This window comes from Rhodanobacter aciditrophus (assembly GCF_050026795.1).
Classification (GTDB): Bacteria; Pseudomonadota; Gammaproteobacteria; order Xanthomonadales; family Rhodanobacteraceae; genus Rhodanobacter_A.
Genome location: NZ_JALBWP010000012.1, coordinates 487,554 through 508,829 on the forward strand (window position 1 = coordinate 487,554; position 21,276 = coordinate 508,829).

Below are 21,276 nucleotides of genomic sequence, written 5' to 3' on the forward strand. Positions count from 1 at the left end.
TCACACCCCCTGCAGGTCGAGGAGGCGAAACGTGGATTCCACGACCGCGGCAGGAACAACGCCGTGGCAGAACCCAGCGATGATTTTCGACTTGACCTGCCGGCGTATGCGTAGGCCCATCGGCGCCTCCATGCGCCGGATCTGTTCCGGGGAACGCTCGGCGATGGCCTGGCGCATCTGCTCCCAGAGTGCTGATGCCGCGTTGCGGTCGCCAAGCGCTTGGGCGGTGATGCAGGCCTCGCCGAGGTCCCGGATGCGACGCTCGTGGCGCGCGTCTTGGAGGAAGGTCACCGTGTTCATGCGGCGCCTCCATGCAGGACATACAGGGCCACCTTGCGGTGCTTGCGACCCTGATCATCGTGCTGCTCGACACGAACCGTTTGGATGTTGTGGCCAGCCTCTCGCAACTCCTTGATGCGCATGGCTGGGTGCATGACGTTCAAATCACGACGCGCGGTAATGGTGTCGATGGCCCCCTTCTGAAGGTGATCCAGAAGACGCTGGCGCTGCGCCTGGGTGCTGGTGTTGCTGATCTGCGCCGCGGTGCTAGACTGATGGTGTCCGCCAAGACAAACCACCTCGTTGCCCGCCTCGCGCGGGCTTCGTCGTTCTAGGGGAAGGCTCATGCCGCAATCCCCCGATTGGCCGCAATGCGGCTATCCACCCAAGCCTGGACTTCTGACTCGACCCAGGCGGAAGTGCGCTCGGTGAGGCGGATCTGGCGGGGGAACTGGCCGGCCGCGATGAGGCGGTAGACCATGGCCTTGGACAGGCCTGTGCGCTGAGTGGCCTCGCGGATGCGGATCAGGCGCCTCGGTCGCTGCGCCTCCTGCGCGCCGTGCATGGTCTGCGGAACTGCATGGTTTTGCATGGACTGAACTCCACTTCATTGACTGAGGTGGAGATTCAAATAGCACACAACTTCGGGTGCGCAACAAGGCGTCGGTCTTAGGCTCCGGTAAGCTTCCTAGCTTCCAGTTAGCCTCCATTCCGCACGCTAGGCTCCGGGTTAGGCTCCTTCAAAATTGCCCAGGCGCTTCCGCAGTAGCTCACGATCCAAGGTGCGCGGCGAGCTACCTAGCTTCTGCCAAGTGACGCTAAATTCCGATCTGTCAGCGGCGATGACACAGCTTCCCTCCTTGCCCGCCCGGGCCATCAGCTTGAGCATGACACTGTGCACATCAACGATCGTGCGCGTATCACTGTTTTGGATTTCCGCAATAGCCTCCAGGATCTCCCTTCCGATGGCGTCAACCCTTTTTCGTCCTGGGCGGACACCGGTGCTTTCGCTTGTCTCAGGAAGACGGTCGTCCGTGCCGGACGGCGAGATGGTCGCCTGCTGGTCGCCATCTTCTTCCACAACTACCAGCAGTGCCCCGCGCGCGAAGCTCATGAGGTCGTCGCGAGACAGAAGCAGTTGCTCGGCGCTTACCTGCAGTCGGATATCAGTCGCAGAAACCGCCAAGTTCGTCACCGGATCGCGCGCCGTGATGCTGCCCGTGCGTATCGCATCCTTCAGAGCGCCGATGAATTGCTCGTCGGCATAAGCACGTAGCATGGCCTGATCCAGGGCGTCGAAGTCGACACCATCTTCCACATGCGGAAACCTAGCCAGCGCCAAAAGCTTGGCCGCTTCGTCAAGCTTAAAAAACGGCTTGCTTGCCGGAATATAGGCAATGGCAGCTTGCGGCTTGTTCATTGCGCACACCTCTGCGCCCTTCAATGAGGAGCCGCGCCAGCCGGGGAAGGTGCCCGGTATTCGGGGATCAGCCTAGGCGCGGCTTCAAAAGCTCAGGCGATGGCCTGGAACAGGGTGCGTATGCGTTCGTTGCCCCCGGCCCGCACACTCTCCGAGTCAAGCCAGAGACCGCAATTCACGAAGCGCGAAAGCATTTGGGCGAGCTCTACACGTTCTGCCTCTGGCAGCTCCATAGCGTCCGCCAATACGGCGGCCATCCGATCACCACCAGCAATCCTAGAGCTCATGCGTGACTTCTCCTGGCCCCAGTCGGCTTTCGCTTTGAACCGGGCGCTTTTCAGAGCGGCGTTGTTCGGCTTCATCGTCATGCTCCACCTCTGCAGTTCGTGCTGAAGGAACCGCCAAGCCGTTGCGGCTGTGGCGGGGTCGTGCGGGGTTGGCGAACCGGTGTACGAGGTAACCGGCCAGCCCGAAGGCTGCCCCGCACGCCCCCATAAAAGTGGGCATGACGCAACGGACACAAAAAAAGCGCCATCGGCGCCGTTGCGCCCCGTAACTATCAGGTCGCCAAACCTGGCCCCCGAATTGGCGGGGGCGACGTGATCCTGCTCCCGCTACCATCCACAGTCAAGCGCCGTGAGCAGAGATCGAAGGTATGAGCTTGTGCCTATCCCGCGACGAGATTACCGAGCTGTGCCGCAGCAGGATGAAGGCAAAGCAGGTGGCGTTCCTGTGCCGCAATGGCATCCGGCACTACATAGATCTGAACGGCTGGCCCGTGGTCACCAGGGCCGCGGTGGAGGGCAACAAGGAGGTGGCGCCAGCGATTCCAGAGTGGCGGCCGAACAAGGCAAGGGACCTAGTCTGACGTGGGGTGCCCACTGTGCGCGCGACCGCGCGTGACCCTCGATCCGGTCGAGCACCGGCAGGCGGTGGCGGCGTGATGTCAGTCGACCTTTCCGCCGGACAGGATGACCCGATGCCCGCGATCGTTCGGTTTGCAGCCCTGGCCGCCCAGGATATCCACGACGAGGCCAAGCTCTCGAAACAGCCGGATGTGTTCCTCTGGAACCGCATCCAGCCTCGGCCACACATCGAGCCTCTTCAGGCTGTGCAGCTGCTCAGGTGTCAGAACCATGCGTGAGTCTCCCATCTTTTTCAATGCGTCGATGGTGCGCGCCATCCTCGAAGGGCGCGACAGCGTCAGGGTCGCAGCGTGATGTCAGTCCTTGTTGCGCCGGCCGCCGTGAATGCCTTCAGCTCGGACCTTGGCCTGCACGTCTCCATGGACGTCGGCCATGCTCGCCGACACACCGGAAATCGCATGCCCGACCGGGTAGCCGCTATCCCAGCACACGCCGCTCCAGACGACCCGGCCATCCTCTTCGCGGGTCTCAACCTGGGCTTCGAAGTCCCGGCCCTGCTCATCGATCAACGGAACCAAAATGGCCATGCCTGAACTCCCCACCCTGTTAGCTGATCCGATGGTCGCGCGGAGGCTCTGGACCCGCAAGCTGCCCGCGCACCGCAGCGCCTTATTCCGGCTTCCACTCTCGAAAGCCGTTCATCCCGTCACGTATTGCGGCAAGGAATGTGCGCCCTTCCATGGTCAGGTCGAGATAGATCCGATGCCCGTCGACTCCGGTCGAGGTAAGCGATTGCGTAGCCGCTTCATCAGGTATCGGGCGTAGGAATCCAAGCACCACGAAACGGCCAGCGATATCGAGGTCGATAGTTTCGTGACACCTGTGCTCGACCTGGAATAGCAGGTCGACGTCGTTCTGCGTCAGCGAAGTGGAGATTTCCATGATGATTGCCAAGGCGCTTGCGGTCCTGGGACTGCTACTCAACGCTGCGGGCACTGTCCTGCTATGGCGGTCCAGCCCATCTGGCTATGGGCTCACGCCCTACGCGAACGAATCAGTGCTGCAGGAGGCAGCCGCCGTTGCCAAGAGGATGAGCCGAGGGCAGCGAATAGCCATATGTCTTCTGATGTTGGGAGCAGCCTGCCAGTTTCCCCTCATCGTACTAGGGTAGCGCGTGAAGGATCGGCGGCTTGATGGTGCAGTGCTACCGTCCAACATAAAATGAAGGGGCGGCACATAGCCCGCGCACCCACTGCTCTCTCCGGCGATCGCAGATAGAGGCATAGCGCATGTCCAGCTCCATTCATGAGCGTCGATCCGAGGTCCGCCATGTCGCACAAGACAGCTGAGTATCGCGGCATCGCGATTCGGTATGGCTACGACATCACGACCGACGGCTATAGGGCCAACTTCGTCTTGTCCGAAGAGTGGCGCAGACGGCCTGGGTTCCAGCGCGCCGTCACCACCAATCTCCCAGCGGCTATCGCGCCGGGCAAGAACCACGCAGACGGCGGCACCGAGGATGAAGCGCTTGCTCGGGCGCGAGCGATGATCGACAGCTACTTGGACGGCGCGTAGCCCAGAAAGCAGAAGCCCCGCGCGGGGCGGGGCGTCTGCGGACAGTTCATCTTGGTCACGCGGCTCGTTGCCAACCATGCTCAGTGTCGGCGAACTGAAGTCGCTCCAATTCACGCATTTTGCGATCGAGCTGGTTGCAGCGGTCCACGGCCTTCTTGAGCTCCGCATTCCCTGAAAGAATCTCTTTCACTAGGCCACGGAGGAGCAGCGCTGCCGCCGTGGGAACGGGGTGAACATCGCGCTCCCAGTTCGAAACGGTAAGCACTGTTACATCCATAAGCTCAGCAACAGCGCGTTGCGCCATGTCTGCGTACTTACGCAGAAAGCGAAATATCTTGCCGTCCATTTCTCCACTCATCTCCACGAGTTCCCTTGCTATTGCGGCGTGAAGACCTTCCAGATCATGGATCGAAACGGCCTCTTCTCCCGACGAAAGGGTGCGGGTCGTGTACCCGTTCTGGAGATACACGTTATCGAGGCCAACGCCCCGGTAACAGTACATAAAATGCCTCCTCAGCCTTACTTAGGCAGCAATCACAGTGATGACGACGACAAAATTTCCCATCCTGTCAGTGTCAAGAGCAAGAACGACGCGGACGATGTCGCCGGCCGTGTCAGCCTCCATGGTGAACTTCCAATTCCGATCGTCGCTTAGTGAGGGATCAGTGATGACTTCTCCACGACGAAGCACTTGCAACACCTGACGGTCACTTATGCCGCGATCCCACATGCGATCTAGCGCATGCTGGGTCCAAATGATCCGTGCGCTATCCTCAATTACCTCGCGCACTAGAGTGGCCGCATCCTCACGGCTCACCGCTTCCGGCAGCGATGGCCGGCCATGGAACGGAATCACATCACCCATGGACATATAGTATCTATAGGTTTGTCGGCAAGATGCAACCCCGACTTTAGGCCTACCCCGTGACTCGTTCAGTTATTGGCTGGCAGCAAAGCCATAACGAGCATGCATCAGCGCGCGCTCAACCCGCCTTCGTCCTGATCGCCACCACGTTCCCGCCGGCACGCAGCGCATCGAGGTAGTCGGCCCAGCCTTGCATCATCTTCCGCCGCTCCGGCAGATGTGCCGTGCGGTTGTAGGCGCGGCCGTTCGGGTCTTTCACGGCATGCGCCAGCTGGTGCTCGATGAAGTCCACACGGTAGCCCAGAACTTCGTCCAGAATCGTGCGTGCGGTGGCGCGGAAGCCGTGCGCCGTCATGGTGTCGGTGCCGTAGCCCATGCGTCGCAAGGCGGCATTGATCGCGTTGTTGCTCATCGGGCGCCGCGGCGAGCGGCCACCCGGAAACACGTACTGGCCTCGCCCGGTCAGCTGGTGCAGTTCGCGCAGGATCGCCACCGCCTGCTCGCACAGCGGCACCAGGTGCGGCTGGCGCATCTTCATCTTGCCGGCAGGGATGTTCCACTCGCCCGCGTCCAGATCGAACTCTGCCCACTCCGCATGCCGAAGCTCGCCCGGGCGGACAAATAGCAGGGCCGACAGCTTCAAGGCTGCCCGCGTGGTGATATCGCCCGTGTAGCCCTCGATGGCACGCAGCAGCCCACCCAGGACGGCAGGGTCTGTGATGGCGGCATGGTGGCGCTCTGCCGGCGAGGCGATGGCGCCTTTCAGGTCGGCCACGGGGTTCCGGTCGGCCCGTCCGGTGGCGATCGCGTAGCGCATGACCTGGCCGCAGGTTTGCAACACCCGGTGCGCCGACTCCAGCGCACCGCGCTCCTCCATCCGGCGCCCTACCCTAAGGAACTCAGGTGCGGACAGCTCGGCTATGGGCCGTCCACCGACGTACGGATAGACGTCGTTCGCCATCCACGCCTCAACCTTGACCCGGTAATGCTCAACCCAGGTCTGCTTGCCCAGCCACTCGCGGGCGACCACTTCGAAGCTGTTGGCCGCCCGTTCCTCCCCTGCCGCTTTCTCGGCCTTGCGCTGCTCGCTGGGGTCTATCCCTGCCGCCAGCAGCTTGCGAGCCGCGTCGCGCTTGTCGCGGGCATCAGCAAGGCCGGTGTCGGGGTAGGTGCCCAGGCTCAGCGTCTTGCGCTTGCCGTTGTGGCGATAGTCCAAGCGCCACCATTTGGAGCCGTTCGGGTTCAGCAGCAAGTACATGCCGGCACCGTCGGTGAGCTTCTGCGGCTTGTCGGAGGCCTTGGCCTTGCGGATTGCTGTGTCGGTAAGCGCCATGACGGTAACCCCCTCTGACGGTAGGCCGGTTACCGGCGAATCTACCGCCATCAGACGGTAGCTTTCAATGACCGCGATAGACCGTATGAGACAAGAAAAAGGCCGGAGCCCTTGGTATTGCTGGGGTTTCCGGCCTTTATTGGATGCCGTTGGACGGCTTGTTGGTGGAGGTGGCGGGAGTCGAACCCGCGTCCGAAGGCGCTTGACGCCCGGTACTACATGCTTAGCTCACCGTTGGATCTCGTCCCGCGACAGCACGATGTGCGAAGCGCATCGAAGGACCAGCCTGCTTGATTTGACCCTGGCCGACAGGCGGCGGCTTCGGGCGATCCCGTGATAATGACCCTACACCGGCGAGCACGAGCACAAGCGGGTTCGGGGCTAGGCCTTAAGCGGCCAGAGCGTAGTTGTCGTCGTTGGCAACTATGAGTTTGCGGCTGGATTAACGAGGAAAGCTGCCCCCTCGGCATGCACCAAGCCATCTCACTACCCCCGTCGAAGCCAGTACACCCCCGGGGAAAACGGTATGGCCGAACAAGTATATGGGGTCGCGGCGCGAGGCTTCAATGCGGTGCGCCGCTCCCGTGCATCGTTCCTTACATTTCCACGCAATCGAACCGCCGGTCCGCGTCCACCTCGGCGTCGTAGTCCACGTCCGCCCGGTCGAAGCCGAACAGCTTCAGGAACTCGTGCTTGTAGCCGGCATAGTCGGTGACCTGCCTGAGGTTTTCCGTGGTGACGGTCGGCCAGAGGGTCTTGCAGGGGGTTTGCACGTCGTCGCGCAGTTCCCAGTCGTCCAGGCGCACGCGGCCCTCGTCGTCGGTTGGCGCGGTGGCGCCGTCGGCGCGGTACAGGCGGTCGTGGAACAGGCGGTTGATCTGTTCGATGCAGCCCTCGTGGATGCCCTTTTCCTTCATGACCTTGAAGGCGATGGAGACGTACAGCGGGATCACCGGGATGGCGGCGCTGGCCTGGGTGACCACGGACTTCATCACGCCCACGTACGCGTCGAGGCCAGGGTGACGGCTGCGCAGTTGCTTCGCCGTGTTGTCGAGGTGCTGCTTGGCCTGGCCCAGCGTGCCGTGCCAGTACATCGGCCAGGTGATCTCGGTGCCGATGTAGCTGTAGGCGATGGTCTTGGCATGGTCGGCCAGCACACCGGCCTGGCTCAGCGCGTCGATCCACAGCGCCCAATCCTCGCCGCCCATCACGGTGACGGTGTCCTTGATCTCCTGCTCGGTGGCCGGCTCGATGGTGGCCTCGATCACGGTGTCCTTGTTGGTGTCGACCGAAGTGTTGGTGAACGGCTGGCCGATGGTCTTGAGCGCGGAGCGCACCACCTCGCCGGTGTCCGGCAGCTTGCGCACGGGTGAGGCCAGCGAGTAGACCACCAGGTCGATCGGGCCGCCCATCTCGTTCTTGATGATCTCGATGGCGCGCGCGCGGGTCTCGTGGGCGAAGGCGTCGCCGTTGATGGACTTCGCGTACAGTCCGGCCTGCTTGGCCGCCTTGTCGAATGCGGCGGAGTTGTACCAGCCGGCGGTGCCGGTCTTGTCCTCGCTGCTGGGTTTTTCGAAGAACACGCCCAGCGTGGCGGCGCCGTAGCCGAACGCGGCAGTGATGCGCGAAGCGAGGCCGTAGCCGGTGGAGGCGCCGATCACCAGCACGCGCTTCGGGCCCAGGCCGCCGTCGTGGATGGCGGCCCGGGTGGTGGCGATCTGCTCGGCCACGTTGTGCTCGCAGCCGACCGGGTGGGCCGTGACACAGATGAAACCGCGCACTTTGGGTTTGATGATCACTGGGACTCGCTCCGCAAGGGAAATGCAAAGCGGCATCTTAGCGAAGCCGGGGGAACATGCGCTGCGGTAGGGAGTGTTGCGGCCCGTGGCAGGCGCTGGTCCTCCCCGCCGGGAGAGAGCCGGGGTGAGCGTACGGAGGTTGCTTGCGCGCTACGGTTTGTACGCCCCGGTCCGGCGCTGCACGGCTTCCGGAAAGGAACGGGGCAACCGACACGGGCTCAGTCGACGGACTGCATCGCACGCACCAGCGCGCGTACCTGCTCCACGTCGCTGCGCAGTTCGCCGCCCTGCATGTCGGTCAGCGACGACGGCCGATGACGCATGCCCGAAGGCAGCTGCCGCTTGGCGGAGGCATGGATTTCACGCGCACCGGTGGCCGCGGCGAGTGCGGCGATGTTGCGCTCGGTGACGCCGGCGCCGGGCATGATGCGGATGCGACCGCGGGCCTGCGCGATCAGCTCGCGGATCAGCACGGCGCCTTCCATCGCGCTGGCCTGGCCACCGGAGGTGAGCACGCGTTCGCAGCCCAGCGCGATCACGTCGTCCAGCGCGCGGCGCGGGTCGCGCACCAGGTCGAAGGCGCGATGGAAGGTGACGCCGAGGTGGCCCGCCGCGGCGATCAGGCCACAGCAGCGCTCCATGTCCACGTCGCCGTCGGCGTCGAGCACGCCGAGCACCACGCCGTCGCAGCCCAGCGCCACGCACGTCTCGATGTCGCGGCGCATGGCCTCGCATTCGTCGTCGTCGTAGAGGAAGTCCCCGGCGCGCGGGCGGATCAGCACGTAGAGCGGAATGCGCAGCCGCTCGCGCGCCATTGCGACGGTGGCGTACGAGGGCGTGAGGCCCCCCAGTTCCAGTGCGCCGCACAGCTCCACCCGTCCTGCCCCACCCGTCTGCGCGGCCAGCGCGGACGCCACGGAGTTGGCGGCAATTTCAAGCAGGCGTGCGCTCATGTCGGATGGATGCTCTTCGAGGTTCACGGGGACACCGGTCGCGCGGTCTCTTGGTGATCATCCATGACTGCGGGAATCAAACGGGCAGCCATCCATGGCCGCACTGTCGAATCCTTTGCGATCCTCCATGATCGCGGGAATCAAACGGGCAGCCATCCATGGCTGCACTGCCGAATCCTTTGCGATCCTCCATGATCGCGGAAATCAAACGGGCAGCCATCCATGGCTGCACTCCTCAATGGGAAAACGAAAAGCCCCGCGCCTTGGCGCGGGGCCTGGTTTCACTGCATGGCCGGAACGGATGCCCGGCAGACGGAGATCAACCTGCGATTTCGACGCCCGAAGCCTGGGCGCCCTTCGGCCCCTGGGTGACTTCGAACTTCACGCGTTGGCCTTCCTGCAGGCTGCGAAAGCCCTTGGAATTGATCGCCGAGAAATGGACGAACACGTCCTCCCCACCGTCCTCGGGCGCGATGAAACCGAAGCCCTTGGCGTCGTTGAACCACTTGACCGTACCGAAACGCATTGCTGGAACCTCTGGAAGCATGGACAGGGCGCACCCGACCGAGCTCGAACCATCCCCCTGGCTCACCGTCCTGGTGCCCGGAAAGTATCAACATGTTTCAAGGCAAAGCGCAATATGCGCTTGCCGATTCCCTGCGCTAAACCCCATGTCCGGCACACGGGGACGGATCATGCAGCAATCCGGTGACGCGCGATCACGCGCGCAGCATCGCATCGAGCAGGCGCGGCACCTCCGCGGTGGCTGCGGCGAGGTGGGCAAAGATCTCCTCGATGCTGATCTCGGCCTCGTCACCGCAGCCGGCGGCGTAGTTCGCCACCAGGGCAAGGCAGGCATAGTCCAGCCCCAGCTCGCGCGCCAGTGCCGCCTCGGGCATGCCGGTCATGCCGACCAGGTCGCAGCCGTCGCGTTTCATGCGCGCGATCTCGGCGCGGGTCTCCAGCCGTGGCCCTTGGGTGACACCGTAGCATCCGCCATCGATCGCAGCGATGCCGGCCTGGCGTGCGGCCTGCAGCAGTCGATGGCGCAGCGAGGCGGTGTACGGCTCGCTGAAATCGATGTGGTTCACCTCGGCGCCTTCGACGTCGCAGAAGCTGGTGTAACGGCCGTGGGTGTAGTCGATCAGCTGGTCGGGCACCACGATGGCGCGCGGGCCCATGTCGGCGCGGATGCCGCCCACCGCGTTGACGCCGACCACCGTGCGTGCGCCGAGCCTGTGCAGCGCCCACAGGTTGGCGCGGTAGTTCACCCGGTGCGGCGGCAGGCTGTGGCTCTCGCCGTGGCGGGCGAGAAAGGCCACGCGCTTGCCCCCGAAATCGCCCAGCACGATCTCGCCAGAAGCCGCACCGAACGGGGTTTCCACCGCGCGCCGGCTGGTGTTCTCGAGTCCCTGGAACTGGTACAGGCCGCTGCCGCCGATCACGGCGAGGTCGATCGGATGGTCGCTCATGCGAAGGTTCCGAGGAAGTTGTGGAGATGGCGCGCCAGCAGTTCGCGGGTACGCTCGTCGGCCAGCCGGCCGTCGGCAATCTTGGTGTGCGCCTGAAACACCAGCACCTCGCCCTGCGGCTCGACCACCGCACCGGCGCGGCGCAGCACCAGCCGCAACTGGTCCTGCGCGCGTACCGTGCCGGTGACGCCGGGGCTGGCACCGACGATGCACACGCGCTTGCCGGCCAGCGGTGCGGACGGCCGGGCGATACCGGGGCGCGAGATCCAGTCGACGGCGTTCTTCAGCACGCCGGTGATGCCGCCGTTGTACTCCGGGCAGGCCAGCAGCAGCGCGTCGGCCTGCGCCACGGCATCCTTCAGCGCGGCAACCGGCGCGGGATCGCCCTGCTGTTCCACGTCCTGGTCGAACAGCGGCAAGCCATGCAGGTCATGGATGGCAAGGGTCGCGTCCGCCGGCAACAGCTCCTGCGCGGCATGCAGCAGCGCGGTGTTGAACGACGCCCGGCGCAGGCTGCCGGAGATGCCGAGAATGTTCATGCGGACTCCCGTGGATGCGCCGTTCAGCGCAACGCGTAGATGGCCGGCAGGTTGCGACCCTGCTCGTGATAGTCCATGCCGTAGCCGAACACGTAGCGATCCGGCAGCACCACGCCGTTGAAGTCGGAGGCGATGCCTTCGACCAGGCGGTCGTGATCCTTGCAGCACAGGCTGGCGATCAGCACCCGTTTCGCGCCGCGGCGCAGGCAGTCGTCGCGCACGGCCTTCAGCGTTTGGCCCTCGTCGAGGATGTCGTCCACCAGCAGCACGGTGCGCCCGGCGAGGTTCGCCACGGGCTCGCGCAGCCAGTGCAGGTCGCTGCCGGAGGTGGCGCCGCGGTAGCGGGTGGCGTGCACGTAGTCGAATTCGAGGTCGGTGCGGATCGAGAGCGCCAGTTGCCCGGCAAACATCAGCGCGCCGTTCATCACGGTGAGGAACACCGCGCGCTCGCCATCCAGCGCGGCGTCGATCTGCCGGCCGAGGTCGGCGATCACGGTCTCGATCTCCGCGCGCTCGAACAGCACGTCGGCGTGCGCCAGCGCGTCGCGGAGGGAGGGAAGCGTCTCGTTCATGCGTTGCCCTGTGCGGCGTCCAGCGCCGTGATGCGCGCGACGAAACGGTCGCGCTGGGGGTTGTCGGTGAGGCTTTCCCAACTGGCGCCGATCGCGCCGCGCAGCGGAACCAGCCGCTCGGGGTGTGCCGGCGTGCGCCCGGCGACGGCGGCGACGGCCTCGTCCACCACCTCGGGGAAGCAGGCCAGCACGAGGTCGCAGCCGGCGTCCAGGTGGCCCCGCACGCGCTCCGCCACACCGCCGGCCACGCCTGCCGCCGCCATGCTGATGTCGTCGCTGATCGCCGCACCGGTGAAGCCCAGTTCGCCGCGCAGGATCTCGCCGATCCAGGCTCGCGAGTAGCCGGCCGGCTGCGCGTCCACGGCGGGATAGACCACGTGCGCCATCATCACCGCTTCCGCCCCCGCCGCGATGCACTCGGCAAACGGGCGGAGATCGTCGCGGCGGATGTCCTCCAGCAGGCGCGGATCGATGGCCTGCGCCTTGTGCGTGTCGGCGGCCACCGAGCCGTGGCCGGGGAAGTGCTTCAGCACCGCCGCCATGCCGGCCAGGTGCATGCCGCGCACGTAGGCCGTGGCGAGTTCGGCGGCCACGGCGGGGTCGGCGTGGAAGGCGCGCACGCCGATCGCCGCGTTGCCGCGCGCCAGATCCGCCACCGGCGCGAAACTGAAATCCACGCCGCTGGCACGCAATTCGCTGGCCATCACCCAGGCATGTTCCTCGGCGAGGCGCACGGCTTCGCCGGGATCGCGGTCGTATGCCTCGCCGATCCGCGCCAGCGCCGGCAGCCGGGTGAAGCCGTCGCGGAAGCGCTGCACCGGGCCACCTTCCTGGTCCACCGCGATCAGCAGTTCCTCGCCGCCGATCCCGCGGATGGATTCGCACAGCGCCATCAGCTGCGCACGGTCGGCGTAGTTGCGCGCGAACAGGATCACGCCCGCCACGCCGGGCGCGGCGAGCCACGCGCGCTCGCGTTCGGCGACTTCAAGCCCGGCCAGGCCGATCAGCAGCATCAGGCATCCGCTCCATCGTTGGCGTCGCGCTCGGCCGGCGTCCAGCGGGCGTACGGATGCGCGATCAGGTTGACGTTGTAGTAGCGCGCCAGCGCGCTCACCTCGCGGCCCAGCCAGGACGGCCGCGGAAACGGCGCGTCCGCCCGCGGCAGCTCCACCTCGGCCACCACGAGGCCGGCATTGTCGCCCAGAAACTCGTCGATCTCGAACGGCGCGCCATCGACCGTGACGTGATGGCGCCGCTTGCTCAACACCCCGCCGCACAGCGTGGCGAGCAGTTCGTCGGCGTCATCGGGCGGAATCGCGTAGTCGTACTCGGCGCGCTCCACGCCCAGCCGCGCCGCCTTGATGTTGAGCCAGGCCTCGTCCCCCGCCCGCCGCACCCGCACCGAGGCACGCGCGTGCCCGGCCGCCAGCGCCGCCGCGCCGACCAGATAACCCTGCGCGATGCTCTCGCTGCGCTCGACCTGCGCACGCCAGCTGTCGTCGCGCAGCAGGAATTTCCTCTCGATCTCGATGCCCATAGTCAGTAGTTGCGTCGCGCCCGGAGCGTGGTTTTCATGAAGAGTGCGGCCAAGGATGGCCGCATTTTTGACTTTCGCATTCCATGGATGGATGCGGGGCTACTCCATGGATCGCCGCTTGCCGGCCTTAGCGGTCATGGAGACCGCTCGAACAGGGCAATGGATTCGACATGCGCCGTGTGCGGAAACATGTCCATCACGCCCGCCGCGCTGAGCCTGAAGCCGTGCTGGTTGACCAGGATGCCGGCGTCGCGGGCCAGCGAGGCGGGATGGCAGGAGACGTAGACGATGCGGCTGGTTGCCTTGTGCGGCAGGTAGGCCAGCACCTGGTCGGCACCGGCCCGCGGCGGATCGAGCAGCAGCTTGTCCCAGGGCTGGCGCGCCCAGTCGGCGCCGCGCTGGTCCTCGAACAGGTTGGCGACGTGGAAGCTGGCGTTGGCGATGCCGTTGCGACGCGCGTTCTCGCCGGCGCGCTCGACCAGGCCGTGCTCGCCTTCCACGCCGGCCACCGCGGCCACGCGGCGCGCGATCGGCAGGGTGAAGTTGCCCAGCCCGCAGAAGAGGTCCAGCACGCGGTCGGTCGGCTGCGGATCGAGCAGCTCCATCGCGCGTGCCATCATCCTGCGGTTCATGCCGGCGTTGACCTGCACGAAGTCCAGCGGCTGGAATTCCAGCTCCACGTCCTGCGCGCCGCCGCCCGGCGACAGCTTGAACGCCAGCCGTGGCGCCTCCGGCCACAGCGGATGCACGCTGCTCACGCCGCCCGGTTGCAGGTAGATCGCGAAGCCGTGCTGCCGGCCGAACGCGGCCAGCGTCGCGCGATCGCCTTCGCTCAGCGGCTGCATGTGGCGGAACACCAGCGCCACGGTGTCGTCGCCCGCGGCAAACTCGATCTGGGGAATGTCCGCGGCGGCGTCCATTGCGCCGACCAGGTCGCCGATCAGCTCGATCTTCGATCCCAGCGCGGGATGCACCACGTCGCAATGGCGGATGTCGGCCACGTAGCGCGGGTTGGCCTCTTCGCGGAAACCGACCAGCACGCGGCCCTTCTTTGCCACCGCGCGTACCGAAAGTCGCCCCTTGCGACGATAGCCCCAGGGCTCGCCGACGAGCGGCGGCAGCCACTGCGCCGGCTCCACCTTGCCGATGCGCGCAAAGTTGTCGGCCAGCACGCGCTGCTTGGCGGCAATCTGCGCCGCCGCGTCCAGGTGCTGCAGCGAGCAGCCGCCGCATTGGCCGAAGTGCGGGCACCTCGGCTGGACGCGATGCGGCGAGGCCACGACGACCTCGCTCACCTCGGCCTCGTCGAAATGGCGGTGGCGCTTGCGGATGCGCAGGCGCACGCGTTCGCCCTCGAGCGCACCGGCGACAAACACCGCCTTGCCGTCGATGCGGGCGACGCCGCGGCCGTCGTGGCCGAGGTCGGTGATGTCAGCTTCGAGCTCCACCGCGGGCGCGCGGGAGCGGGAGTTGGATCGGGACATGGTCTGCGGGGCTACGACACGGCAAGGGCAGACCGGGCATTATCGCCGAATGCGCGGCCCGGTGCCCGCACCGCTCCGCCCTACTTGCGCCGCCACGCGCCGGAGGCGTCCTGGTAGTACCAGCCGGCGTGCGCGTGCTCGATCCAGGTCTGGGCGAAAGTGGCGCGGATCTGCGCCTCCCATTCGGGATGGTTGTTGGCGTTGGCGATCTCGCGGTACAGCGCGGCGCGGTCGCGGTTCTCGTCGGCCACGGTGGCATTCGCCTGGGCGCGCGCGGACAGCGGTACCTTGGCAGCGTCGCGCATGGCCACCATGCCATCATGGGTGAAGCCCACCGCACCGCTGTCGAGCAGGGCCTTGAGCGAACCCTGGAAGCGTGCGCGCATGCGGTCGTGGATCGCCTGCACTGCCGGCGTCTGCACGCGCAGGTTCGGCACGTCGGCGGCGTATGCTGCCGGCACCAGGAGGTCGAGCAGCATCGCCGAGGGTTGGTGCGCCGGCGGCGGGTTGTCCTGCGCGGGCGCGTTCTTGTCCGCTGCAGGCGGCGTCTTGTGCCCGCTGCCGTCGAGCACCGTGCCGATGAACTGGTCGGCGGCCTTCTGCGCCGCCGCCTCGGGAAAGTAGACGTTGATCGTGACGCAACCCACCAGCATGACGGCCAGCATGGCGAGAGTGGTGCGGGCGAGCTTGCGCATGTGGCACTCCTGTGAACGGCGACGGGGACGATCGCGTTTCGGCTTCAGGGAAAAATTCCGCATCCCATGGGACTTTCCATTGGCGCGTCCGGCACCGGCCCGTACACGCCCCGGCGGAATCAGCCACATGCCGTGACCGATTCGCAACCATCCATCCTTGGACGCGCCGAGAGGCTGCCCATGTGCGGCCTCTCAGCGGACCACCGGCGCGCGGCCGCTGACCGCCTCGCGCAGACGGCGCACCAGGGTGGGCCAGTCGACCCGGGTCTGGTGGCCCACCACCTCGAGGTGCGGCAGGCCGCTGCCTTCGACGATAGTGTAGCCGCCCTCGTTGCTCTCCAGCCCCCCCATCTGGCAGACCGCGCCGTTCAGCGTGCAACTGAGGCCGATGCGCTTGTAGGCGAAGGTCTTGAACAGCTTCAGCATCGCGCCCTGCAGGCCGCCGGCCAGGCCGCCGCCGCCCACCGTGGTGAGGTTGTTCACCGCGCGCTGGCTGATGCGTCCGCCACCGCCGGCAAGCAGCGAGGCCTTGAACGCGACCGGGCTCCAGTTCACCAGGCGCAGGTCGTCGATGGAGCCATCCAGCCGGCCGGTGATGCTGCCGAAATCGAAAACGCTGGTGATCGCACCGAGGTCGAGCTGGTTGAGGCTGATATCGCCGGCCAGCACCGGCGTATTGCCGAACGGCTGCTGCAGCGAGAGATGGGTGACATCGACGAAGCCGTCGAACACGTTCACCGTAAGGCCGCCCTCCAGCTCGAAACGGTCGCCGACCCAGCGCAGCGAGGGGATCGCCCCGCCCAGGGTGCCGGGGAACGACGGCCAGCCCAGCGCATGGCTGAAGCTGGCCATGTCTACGCCGGTGACGGTGAGGCTGGTGGCAAGACGCTGGCCCTTCGCCGCCGCCGGGCGCCAGTCCAGGCTCGTCAGCCGCAGTTGCCCCTTCAGCACCGGCACGACGAGCGGCTGCTGCAACGCCAGCGTGCCGCCGCGGCTCTGCCAGCGCGACTGCGCGGCGCCATGGGGAATGCGGTAGAACTGCAGGCCCTGCCAGCCCAGCGTGGTGGCGGGGCGATCGCCCTGTGCCGACCAGTCGAGGCCGCCATGCAGGCCACTCACTGCGAAGCGGCCGTCGCCGTCGGCCAGGTCCAGCCCTTCGGTGTCGAACGCGAACGCCCGCAGGCCGTTGCCGCCCAGGTCCAGGCTGCCGCTCAGGTGCCCGGAGGAGCGCAGATCGCGCAGCCCCAGCGTGGCCAGCCAGGCCTGGCCGTAGCGCTGGTAGGCGGCGGGGAAGCTGGCGTGGAAGCGGTCGAGTTGCAGCTTCTGCAGGTTCCCCTTGGCGTCGAATGCCAGCGCGCCGTCCAGCTGCAGCGCGTCGGCGTCGTCGAAACGCAGCCGTTCCAGCTCGAGCACGCCGCGCCGGGCGTGCGCGTTGACATCCAGCTGCACCGGGTGCGCAGGCAGCTTCGCGTACAGCGGCCCCAGCAGCAGCTCGCCGCCGGCCAGGCTGCCTTGCAGGCCGATCCGCGCACCGTCGTCGCCGCTGTCGAAGCCGAAGCGTCCCTTGCCGCCGACCCCCTGCCCCGCCAGCGTGCCGCTCGGGGTGTCGAAGCCCACGCCGGCCAGCGTGAACTGGCCGGACGACTGCACGCCCGTGCCGCTCGCGTCCAGCGCGAGGTCGGCGTCCAGCCGGCCGCCGGTGAGCCGGCCCGACCACACCGTACCGAGCAGCCCCTGCAGCCAGCCGGCCGGCAGCTGGCGCAGGCTGACCTGTGCATGGCTGGGCTGGTCCAGCGGCAGCCACGCGGTGGCCTGCGCCTTGTCCTGCCGCAGCTCCACCTGCATGGTGTCGGAGCCGGGGTTCACCGCCCAGGTCAGCTGGGCATTGCCCAGCGCACCGCCCGGCGCGCCACGCAATTGCACCCGGCCGTCGAACACCCAGCGCTGCTGCGCATCGCGCTGCAGCCGGCCGTCCAGACGCAGGCCCACGTGCCGCCAGCCCACCGCGGCGACGTCCGCCTGGCTCGCCTGCAGCTGCAGGTGCAGCCCGCCCGCCGGGTCCTCGCTGAGCTGCGCGTTCAGGTCCTGCAGGCTCAGGCCCGGCAGGCTGAGCTGCTTCGCGACGACCGTGATGTCCGCCTGCACCGGCTGCGCCAGGCCGAGGCCGAGCAGCAGGAGCAGGCACAGCAGCAGGTGGCTTGATGTCGATCGCATGTCGGGCCATTCTGCCAAAACCAGCTGAACCAAGGACCCGGTCATGCCAGCCAGCCCCGCCGCATCCCTCCCACCGCGCGTGCTGGTGGCCGATGACGATCCGGCCAGCCGCCGCTTCCTCTGCGACGGATTGCGTGCACTGGGCGCCGAGGTGGCGGACTGCGGCGATGGCGCGCAGGCGCTGCAACTGGCCCGCGACGAAGCCTTCGACCTGCTGCTGCTGGACTGCCGCATGCCCGGCGCCGGCGCCCGCGAGGTGCTGGCCGCCCTGCGCGCCGATGGCCAGGCCGGCTCCGCCGGCAGCCTTGCGGTCGCCAGTTCCGCCGAGCTGGATGCCGCCGTGCGTGGCGAGCTGCTTGCCGCCGGCTTCGGCGACGTGCTGGGCAAGCCCTGCGGCATCGCCGAGCTGCAGCGCGTGCTGGCCCTGCTGCCGGGCTTCGCTCCGGTGCTGGACGACGCGGCGGCCCTGCGCGCCAGCGGCGATGCCGCCACCATGCAGGCACTGCGCCAGCTGCTGCGTGGCGAACTGGCCCTGCTGTACCAGGAACTGGGCATGCCGGATTGCGATCCGGCGGCGCTGGACGACCGCCTGCACCGGTTGCGCTCGTCCTGCGGCTTCTGCGGCGCGGCCGCGCTTGCCGCCGAGGTGACGCATCTGCAACGGCGATTGCGCGAGCAGCCGCACGCCGCCGCTCCGGCCGTCGCACAATTCCGCGGCGCCGTGCAGATCACCCTGCAGGCCTTGGACACCTGACTGGGGTTCGCCGGGACCGGCGCCGCTTCAGCGCTGCGGCCGCACGCCTGCCAGCACCCGCCAGGCGCGCAGTTCGCCACCGCCCAGGTGATAGCGGATCACGTCACGCATGAGCCGCCGCAACGCCGCGACGCCCTCGCGGTCCGGCATGCGGTCCTCGGCCAGCGCCAGCAGATCGGCGCCGCGCACGGCGTGGGCGGTGCCGGCGCCGCAGCGCAGCGCGCCCTGTTCCACGTCGTAGCGGTAGTGCGCCTGCGCCTGCAGGGCCTCCTCGCCGCCGGCTTCGTGGCGCAGCTGCAGGCCGTAGCCGATCGCTTCCAGCAGGTCGCGCTCGAAACGGCGCAGCGTCCACGACGCCGATTCGCCGGCGGCCAGCCGCGCCAGCGTCTGCGCATAGGCGTCGAACAGCGCCGGATGGGCGTCCTGCCGCGCCGTGAGGCGCACCACCAGTTCGTTGAGGTAAAGCCCGGCCAGGCCCTGGTCGCCAGCCAGCCGCAGCGGCATGCCCACCGTCTCGGCAGCGGCCAGCGTGGCCAGCTCGCCGCGCAGCAGCAGGTCGAGCGCCAGCGGCTGGAACGGTTCCAGTTGCGCCCGCCGCAGCTTCGCCCGTTCGCCGCGCACCCCGCGCGCCACCACGCCGAGCCGGCCATGGTCGCGGGTGAGGCATTCCAGCAACAGCGAAGTCTCGCGATAGGGCCGCGCGTGCAGCACGTAAGCGGGTTGCTGGTCGAGGCGCATCGCGGCCCGGCAGGCGTCAGTCGGTGTAGCCGAACTTCTTCAGCATCGCCTCGTCGTCCACCCAGCCCTCGCGCACCTTCACCCACAGCTTGAGGAAGACCTTGCGCTCGAACAGGCGCTCCATGTGGCGGCGCGCGGCGGTACCGATGGCCTTGAGCTGGGCGCCACCCTGGCCGATCACGATGGCCTTCTGACCGTCGCGTTCCACCCAGATCACCGCATGGATCTCGGCGACACCGTCGGGGCGGTCGTTGAACTGCTCGATCTCCACCGTGGTGGCGTAGGGCAGCTCCTGGTCCAGCCGCAGCATCAGCTGCTCGCGCACCATCTCGGCGGCGAGGAAGCGTTCGCTGCGGTCGGTGATCTCGTCCTCGCCGTAGACCGGCGGACGCACCGGCAGGCGGCCGCGGATGGCGCGCTCCAGTTCGGCCAGGCCCTTCTTCTTCAGCGCACTGACGTAGTGGATTTCGTCGTAGGTGTGCTTTTCGCTGAGCGAGGCCACGAACGGCAGCAGCGCGCCCTTGTCCTTGCTCAGGTCCACCTTGTTGATGACCAGCAGGCGCGGCGCCTTCTGCTCGGTGAGGGCGGCGTACAGAGCCTCGTCCTCGTCGGTCCAGCGGCCGGCTTCGATCACCTGCACCACCAGGTCCACGTCGCTGATCGCCGCGCGCGCGGCGCGATTGAGGCTGCGGTTCATCGCGCGCTTGGCACCGCGGTGGAGGCCCGGCGTGTCGACGTAGAGGATCTGCCCCGCCTCGCTGCTGGCGATGCCGAGGATGCGGTGGCGGGTGGTCTGCGGGCGCGGGCTGACGATGGAGAGGCGGAAGCCGATCAGCGCGTTGAGCAAGGTCGACTTGCCCACGTTCGGGCGGCCGGCCAGCGCCACCAGGCCGCAGTGGTAGTCGGCGTGCGGCAGCGCGGCGTCGGCGCCGGGTTCGATGGAATGATCCATGGGGGAAAGGTACTCGGGCAGGTATGCGGCATTGTAGTGCGCCGGATCGCGCCTGACGGCGGCCGGCGCGGGCACGCTCAGGAAGTGCGCGACTGCTGCCCGGCCAGGCGGGCCAGCACGACCTCGGCGGCGTCCTGTTCGGCCTGGCGACGGCTGGAGCCGCTGGCCTCGGCGCTGAAAGGCATGGGCTCGGCCACCGTGCAGCGCACGTCGAAGATCTTGGCGTGGTCCTCGCCGCGGCTGTCGATGAGCTCGTACTGCGGCAGCGCATGGCCATGACCCTGCAGCCATTCCTGCAGCCGGGTCTTGGCATCCTTGGAGGAGCGCTGCAGCGCGGCGATGCGCTCGCCGAACAGCTCGCGCACCAGCTGCCGGCAGGCATCGAGGCCGCCGTCGAGGAACACCGCCGCCAGCGAAGCCTCGAACGCGTCGGCCAGGATCGAATCGCGGCGAAAGCCGCCGCTCTTCAGCTCGCCGGGGCCGAGCTTGAGCGCATCGCCCAGTTCCAGTTCGCGTGCGATCGCCGCCAACGCCTGGCCGTTGACCAGTTGCGCGCGCAGACGCGACAACTCGCCCTCGCTGGCCTTCGGATGCGCCTCGTACAGCATCTCGGCCACGAAGGCACCCAGCAGGGCGTCGCCGAGGAACTCCAGACGTTCGTTGTTCGGCTTGCCGGCGCTGCGGTGGGTCAGCGCCAGCGCGGCGAGACCGGGGTCGCGGAAACGGTAGTTCAGGGTCAAGCGGTACGACTCACGGGTTTCGGCTCACTCGCTCACGTTGCCCTGCAACGGCACGGTCTTCTCGAAGTGCAGCAGGAAGTCGATGTTGTACATGAACGGGATGTCCTTGTCGTAGGCGACGTGCAGCTCGCTGGTGCCGCCGCTGTCGCGGCTGATCGTGATGTCGGTCGGCTTGACCGTGGCGTCGTCCACGTACTGGAAGTCCATCTTGCGCAGCAGGTCGCGGCGGATCTCGTCCAGCGATTTGCCGGTGGTGCCCTCGCTGGCGAGGCCGTTCATTGCCTTCACCACGCCGCCGTACTCGCTGTAGGCCGGCACCAGCTTCATCGCCATGTAGCCGAAGAAGCCCACCACCAGCAGGATCATCAGGAACCCCACCAGGGTCACGCCCGACTGTCTCGTTTTCATAGTCCCCTCGCTATGCGACCGGCGCGGTCGGCTGTACTTGTGTGCGCCGATTATGCCAGCGCCCGCGCGAACTGCATC

Annotated in this window: 29 protein-coding genes and 1 other RNA gene; 3 read left to right on the forward strand and 27 right to left on the reverse strand. The window is 67.2% G+C overall.

The window, feature by feature from the left end; genetic code table 11:
* From ACQGNW_RS15230 to ACQGNW_RS15250, 5 genes are all read right to left on the reverse strand, one after another.
* The gene (locus ACQGNW_RS15230) at window positions 1–300 is read right to left on the reverse strand and encodes a hypothetical protein (protein WP_426664078.1); all 300 of its coding nucleotides are present in this window, start codon (window positions 298–300) and stop codon (window positions 1–3) included.
* Window positions 297–626, reverse strand: a complete 330-nt coding sequence (locus ACQGNW_RS15235) for a helix-turn-helix domain-containing protein (RefSeq protein WP_426664079.1) — start codon at window positions 624–626, stop codon at window positions 297–299. Before ACQGNW_RS15235 ends, ACQGNW_RS15230 begins: the two co-directional genes overlap by 4 nt.
* Window positions 623–871 (reverse strand): helix-turn-helix transcriptional regulator, encoded by a 249-nt coding sequence (locus tag ACQGNW_RS15240; RefSeq protein ID WP_426664080.1) that lies wholly within the window; start codon window positions 869–871, stop codon window positions 623–625. Before ACQGNW_RS15240 ends, ACQGNW_RS15235 begins: the two co-directional genes overlap by 4 nt.
* A gap of 138 nt (window positions 872–1,009) precedes the next feature.
* On the reverse strand, window positions 1,010–1,699 hold the full coding sequence (locus ACQGNW_RS15245; RefSeq protein ID WP_426664081.1) for a hypothetical protein: 690 nt from the start codon (window positions 1,697–1,699) through the stop codon (window positions 1,010–1,012).
* A gap of 92 nt (window positions 1,700–1,791) precedes the next feature.
* Window positions 1,792–2,061, reverse strand: coding sequence for a hypothetical protein (locus tag ACQGNW_RS15250; protein WP_426664082.1), 270 nt, complete (start codon window positions 2,059–2,061; stop codon window positions 1,792–1,794).
* Between the two features lie 293 nt (window positions 2,062–2,354).
* Between ACQGNW_RS15250 and ACQGNW_RS15255 the strand changes: the two genes are divergently transcribed.
* Entirely contained in the window at window positions 2,355–2,567 is a 213-nt protein-coding gene (locus ACQGNW_RS15255) for a DUF4224 domain-containing protein (protein ID WP_426664083.1), read from the forward strand.
* Between the two features lie 78 nt (window positions 2,568–2,645).
* Here the strand turns inward: ACQGNW_RS15255 and ACQGNW_RS15260 are convergent, their stop codons facing one another.
* From ACQGNW_RS15260 to ACQGNW_RS15270, 3 genes are all read right to left on the reverse strand, one after another.
* Window positions 2,646–2,882, reverse strand: coding sequence for a hypothetical protein (locus ACQGNW_RS15260; protein ID WP_426664084.1), 237 nt, complete (start codon window positions 2,880–2,882; stop codon window positions 2,646–2,648).
* A 39-nt stretch (window positions 2,883–2,921) separates the two neighbouring features.
* Window positions 2,922–3,152: a hypothetical protein gene (locus ACQGNW_RS15265; RefSeq protein ID WP_426664085.1), complete on the reverse strand. Its 231-nt coding sequence runs from the start codon at window positions 3,150–3,152 to the stop codon at window positions 2,922–2,924.
* 82 nt (window positions 3,153–3,234) lie between these two features.
* Window positions 3,235–3,507, reverse strand: a complete 273-nt coding sequence (locus tag ACQGNW_RS15270; RefSeq protein WP_426664086.1) for a hypothetical protein — start codon at window positions 3,505–3,507, stop codon at window positions 3,235–3,237.
* A 387-nt stretch (window positions 3,508–3,894) separates the two neighbouring features.
* On the opposite strand from ACQGNW_RS15270, the gene ACQGNW_RS15275 reads away from it, so the two are divergent.
* Window positions 3,895–4,143 (forward strand): hypothetical protein, encoded by a 249-nt coding sequence (locus ACQGNW_RS15275; RefSeq protein WP_426664087.1) that lies wholly within the window; start codon window positions 3,895–3,897, stop codon window positions 4,141–4,143.
* A 55-nt stretch (window positions 4,144–4,198) separates the two neighbouring features.
* On the opposite strand, the gene ACQGNW_RS15280 is transcribed toward ACQGNW_RS15275, so the two are convergent.
* The 15 genes from ACQGNW_RS15280 to ACQGNW_RS15350 form a co-directional block, all read right to left on the reverse strand.
* Window positions 4,199–4,645, reverse strand: coding sequence for a helix-turn-helix domain-containing protein (locus ACQGNW_RS15280; RefSeq protein ID WP_426664089.1), 447 nt, complete (start codon window positions 4,643–4,645; stop codon window positions 4,199–4,201).
* A gap of 21 nt (window positions 4,646–4,666) precedes the next feature.
* Window positions 4,667–5,008, reverse strand: a complete 342-nt coding sequence (locus ACQGNW_RS15285) for a DUF4258 domain-containing protein (RefSeq protein WP_426664090.1) — start codon at window positions 5,006–5,008, stop codon at window positions 4,667–4,669.
* 118 nt (window positions 5,009–5,126) lie between these two features.
* The gene (locus ACQGNW_RS15290; RefSeq protein ID WP_426664091.1) at window positions 5,127–6,341 is read right to left on the reverse strand and encodes a tyrosine-type recombinase/integrase; all 1,215 of its coding nucleotides are present in this window, start codon (window positions 6,339–6,341) and stop codon (window positions 5,127–5,129) included.
* A 162-nt stretch (window positions 6,342–6,503) separates the two neighbouring features.
* Window positions 6,504–6,855: a transfer-messenger RNA gene (gene ssrA / locus ACQGNW_RS15295) on the reverse strand.
* Window positions 6,856–6,937: 82 nt separating this feature from the next.
* Entirely contained in the window at window positions 6,938–8,140 is a 1,203-nt protein-coding gene (fabV, locus tag ACQGNW_RS15300) for an enoyl-ACP reductase FabV (protein WP_426664092.1), read from the reverse strand.
* A gap of 218 nt (window positions 8,141–8,358) precedes the next feature.
* Window positions 8,359–9,093, reverse strand: coding sequence for a copper homeostasis protein CutC (locus tag ACQGNW_RS15305; protein WP_426664093.1), 735 nt, complete (start codon window positions 9,091–9,093; stop codon window positions 8,359–8,361).
* A 319-nt stretch (window positions 9,094–9,412) separates the two neighbouring features.
* Complete coding sequence (locus ACQGNW_RS15310; RefSeq protein WP_049620931.1) at window positions 9,413–9,619, reverse strand: cold-shock protein; 207 nt, start codon at window positions 9,617–9,619, stop codon at window positions 9,413–9,415.
* 193 nt (window positions 9,620–9,812) lie between these two features.
* Window positions 9,813–10,565 carry an S-methyl-5'-thioinosine phosphorylase gene (locus ACQGNW_RS15315; RefSeq protein WP_426664094.1) on the reverse strand — a complete coding sequence of 251 codons (753 nt, stop codon included), beginning with the start codon at window positions 10,563–10,565 and terminating at the stop codon, window positions 9,813–9,815.
* Window positions 10,562–11,104 carry an NADPH-dependent FMN reductase gene (locus ACQGNW_RS15320; RefSeq protein ID WP_426664095.1) on the reverse strand — a complete coding sequence of 181 codons (543 nt, stop codon included), beginning with the start codon at window positions 11,102–11,104 and terminating at the stop codon, window positions 10,562–10,564. Before ACQGNW_RS15320 ends, ACQGNW_RS15315 begins: the two co-directional genes overlap by 4 nt.
* Window positions 11,105–11,127: 23 nt before the next feature.
* Window positions 11,128–11,676: a hypoxanthine-guanine phosphoribosyltransferase gene (locus ACQGNW_RS15325; protein WP_426664096.1), complete on the reverse strand. Its 549-nt coding sequence runs from the start codon at window positions 11,674–11,676 to the stop codon at window positions 11,128–11,130.
* Complete coding sequence (nagZ, locus tag ACQGNW_RS15330; RefSeq protein WP_426664097.1) at window positions 11,673–12,689, reverse strand: beta-N-acetylhexosaminidase; 1,017 nt, start codon at window positions 12,687–12,689, stop codon at window positions 11,673–11,675. Before nagZ ends, ACQGNW_RS15325 begins: the two co-directional genes overlap by 4 nt.
* Complete coding sequence (locus tag ACQGNW_RS15335; protein ID WP_426664098.1) at window positions 12,689–13,213, reverse strand: CYTH domain-containing protein; 525 nt, start codon at window positions 13,211–13,213, stop codon at window positions 12,689–12,691. Before ACQGNW_RS15335 ends, nagZ begins: the two co-directional genes overlap by 1 nt.
* A 134-nt stretch (window positions 13,214–13,347) precedes the next feature.
* Entirely contained in the window at window positions 13,348–14,697 is a 1,350-nt protein-coding gene (rlmD, locus tag ACQGNW_RS15340) for a 23S rRNA (uracil(1939)-C(5))-methyltransferase RlmD (RefSeq protein ID WP_426664099.1), read from the reverse strand.
* An 80-nt stretch (window positions 14,698–14,777) separates the two neighbouring features.
* Window positions 14,778–15,392: a YdbL family probable chaperone protein gene (locus ACQGNW_RS15345; RefSeq protein WP_426664101.1), complete on the reverse strand. Its 615-nt coding sequence runs from the start codon at window positions 15,390–15,392 to the stop codon at window positions 14,778–14,780.
* A gap of 192 nt (window positions 15,393–15,584) precedes the next feature.
* A complete protein-coding gene (locus ACQGNW_RS15350) occupies window positions 15,585–17,606 on the reverse strand; it encodes a hypothetical protein (protein WP_426664102.1) in 2,022 nt (673 codons plus the stop codon).
* Window positions 17,607–17,649: 43 nt separating this feature from the next.
* Here ACQGNW_RS15350 and ACQGNW_RS15355 point away from each other — a divergent pair, with 43 nt between their 5' ends.
* A complete protein-coding gene (locus ACQGNW_RS15355) occupies window positions 17,650–18,360 on the forward strand; it encodes a response regulator (RefSeq protein WP_426664103.1) in 711 nt (236 codons plus the stop codon).
* A gap of 27 nt (window positions 18,361–18,387) precedes the next feature.
* On the opposite strand, the gene recO is transcribed toward ACQGNW_RS15355, so the two are convergent.
* From recO to ACQGNW_RS15375, 4 genes are all read right to left on the reverse strand, one after another.
* Window positions 18,388–19,098 (reverse strand): DNA repair protein RecO, encoded by a 711-nt coding sequence (gene recO, locus ACQGNW_RS15360; protein ID WP_426664104.1) that lies wholly within the window; start codon window positions 19,096–19,098, stop codon window positions 18,388–18,390.
* Window positions 19,099–19,114: 16 nt separating this feature from the next.
* Window positions 19,115–20,050, reverse strand: a complete 936-nt coding sequence (gene era / locus ACQGNW_RS15365; RefSeq protein WP_426664105.1) for a GTPase Era — start codon at window positions 20,048–20,050, stop codon at window positions 19,115–19,117.
* Window positions 20,051–20,127: 77 nt separating this feature from the next.
* Window positions 20,128–20,790, reverse strand: a complete 663-nt coding sequence (gene rnc, locus ACQGNW_RS15370) for a ribonuclease III (RefSeq protein ID WP_426664106.1) — start codon at window positions 20,788–20,790, stop codon at window positions 20,128–20,130.
* Between the two features lie 24 nt (window positions 20,791–20,814).
* On the reverse strand, window positions 20,815–21,198 hold the full coding sequence (locus tag ACQGNW_RS15375; RefSeq protein ID WP_426664107.1) for a DUF4845 domain-containing protein: 384 nt from the start codon (window positions 21,196–21,198) through the stop codon (window positions 20,815–20,817).
* Between the last annotated feature and the right edge of the window lie 78 nt (window positions 21,199–21,276).

Excerpts from the sequence above, each read along its gene's own strand:
- ACQGNW_RS15230 (WP_426664078.1), bottom strand. The coding sequence starts at position 300 with ATGAACACGGTGACCTTCCTCCAAGACGCGCGCCACGAGCGTCGCATC.
- ACQGNW_RS15235 (WP_426664079.1), bottom strand. The coding sequence starts at position 626 with ATGAGCCTTCCCCTAGAACGACGAAGCCCGCGCGAGGCGGGCAACGAG.
- ACQGNW_RS15240 (WP_426664080.1), bottom strand. The coding sequence starts at position 871 with ATGCAAAACCATGCAGTTCCGCAGACCATGCACGGCGCGCAGGAGGCG.
- ACQGNW_RS15245 (WP_426664081.1), bottom strand. The coding sequence starts at position 1,699 with ATGAACAAGCCGCAAGCTGCCATTGCCTATATTCCGGCAAGCAAGCCG.
- ACQGNW_RS15250 (WP_426664082.1), bottom strand. The coding sequence starts at position 2,061 with ATGAAGCCGAACAACGCCGCTCTGAAAAGCGCCCGGTTCAAAGCGAAA.
- ACQGNW_RS15255 (WP_426664083.1), top strand. The coding sequence starts at position 2,355 with ATGAGCTTGTGCCTATCCCGCGACGAGATTACCGAGCTGTGCCGCAGC.
- ACQGNW_RS15260 (WP_426664084.1), bottom strand. The coding sequence starts at position 2,882 with ATGGCGCGCACCATCGACGCATTGAAAAAGATGGGAGACTCACGCATG.
- ACQGNW_RS15265 (WP_426664085.1), bottom strand. The coding sequence starts at position 3,152 with ATGGCCATTTTGGTTCCGTTGATCGATGAGCAGGGCCGGGACTTCGAA.
- ACQGNW_RS15270 (WP_426664086.1), bottom strand. The coding sequence starts at position 3,507 with ATGGAAATCTCCACTTCGCTGACGCAGAACGACGTCGACCTGCTATTC.
- ACQGNW_RS15275 (WP_426664087.1), top strand. The coding sequence starts at position 3,895 with ATGTCGCACAAGACAGCTGAGTATCGCGGCATCGCGATTCGGTATGGC.
- ACQGNW_RS15280 (WP_426664089.1), bottom strand. The coding sequence starts at position 4,645 with ATGTACTGTTACCGGGGCGTTGGCCTCGATAACGTGTATCTCCAGAAC.
- ACQGNW_RS15285 (WP_426664090.1), bottom strand. The coding sequence starts at position 5,008 with ATGGGTGATGTGATTCCGTTCCATGGCCGGCCATCGCTGCCGGAAGCG.
- ACQGNW_RS15290 (WP_426664091.1), bottom strand. The coding sequence starts at position 6,341 with ATGGCGCTTACCGACACAGCAATCCGCAAGGCCAAGGCCTCCGACAAG.
- ACQGNW_RS15305 (WP_426664093.1), bottom strand. The coding sequence starts at position 9,093 with ATGAGCGCACGCCTGCTTGAAATTGCCGCCAACTCCGTGGCGTCCGCG.
- ACQGNW_RS15310 (WP_049620931.1), bottom strand. The coding sequence starts at position 9,619 with ATGCGTTTCGGTACGGTCAAGTGGTTCAACGACGCCAAGGGCTTCGGT.
- ACQGNW_RS15315 (WP_426664094.1), bottom strand. The coding sequence starts at position 10,565 with ATGAGCGACCATCCGATCGACCTCGCCGTGATCGGCGGCAGCGGCCTG.
- ACQGNW_RS15320 (WP_426664095.1), bottom strand. The coding sequence starts at position 11,104 with ATGAACATTCTCGGCATCTCCGGCAGCCTGCGCCGGGCGTCGTTCAAC.
- ACQGNW_RS15325 (WP_426664096.1), bottom strand. The coding sequence starts at position 11,676 with ATGAACGAGACGCTTCCCTCCCTCCGCGACGCGCTGGCGCACGCCGAC.
- nagZ (WP_426664097.1), bottom strand. The coding sequence starts at position 12,689 with ATGCTGCTGATCGGCCTGGCCGGGCTTGAAGTCGCCGAACGCGAGCGC.
- ACQGNW_RS15335 (WP_426664098.1), bottom strand. The coding sequence starts at position 13,213 with ATGGGCATCGAGATCGAGAGGAAATTCCTGCTGCGCGACGACAGCTGG.
- rlmD (WP_426664099.1), bottom strand. The coding sequence starts at position 14,697 with ATGTCCCGATCCAACTCCCGCTCCCGCGCGCCCGCGGTGGAGCTCGAA.
- ACQGNW_RS15345 (WP_426664101.1), bottom strand. The coding sequence starts at position 15,392 with ATGCGCAAGCTCGCCCGCACCACTCTCGCCATGCTGGCCGTCATGCTG.
- ACQGNW_RS15350 (WP_426664102.1), bottom strand. The coding sequence starts at position 17,606 with ATGCGATCGACATCAAGCCACCTGCTGCTGTGCCTGCTCCTGCTGCTC.
- ACQGNW_RS15355 (WP_426664103.1), top strand. The coding sequence starts at position 17,650 with ATGCCAGCCAGCCCCGCCGCATCCCTCCCACCGCGCGTGCTGGTGGCC.
- recO (WP_426664104.1), bottom strand. The coding sequence starts at position 19,098 with ATGCGCCTCGACCAGCAACCCGCTTACGTGCTGCACGCGCGGCCCTAT.
- era (WP_426664105.1), bottom strand. The coding sequence starts at position 20,050 with ATGGATCATTCCATCGAACCCGGCGCCGACGCCGCGCTGCCGCACGCC.
- ACQGNW_RS15375 (WP_426664107.1), bottom strand. The coding sequence starts at position 21,198 with ATGAAAACGAGACAGTCGGGCGTGACCCTGGTGGGGTTCCTGATGATC.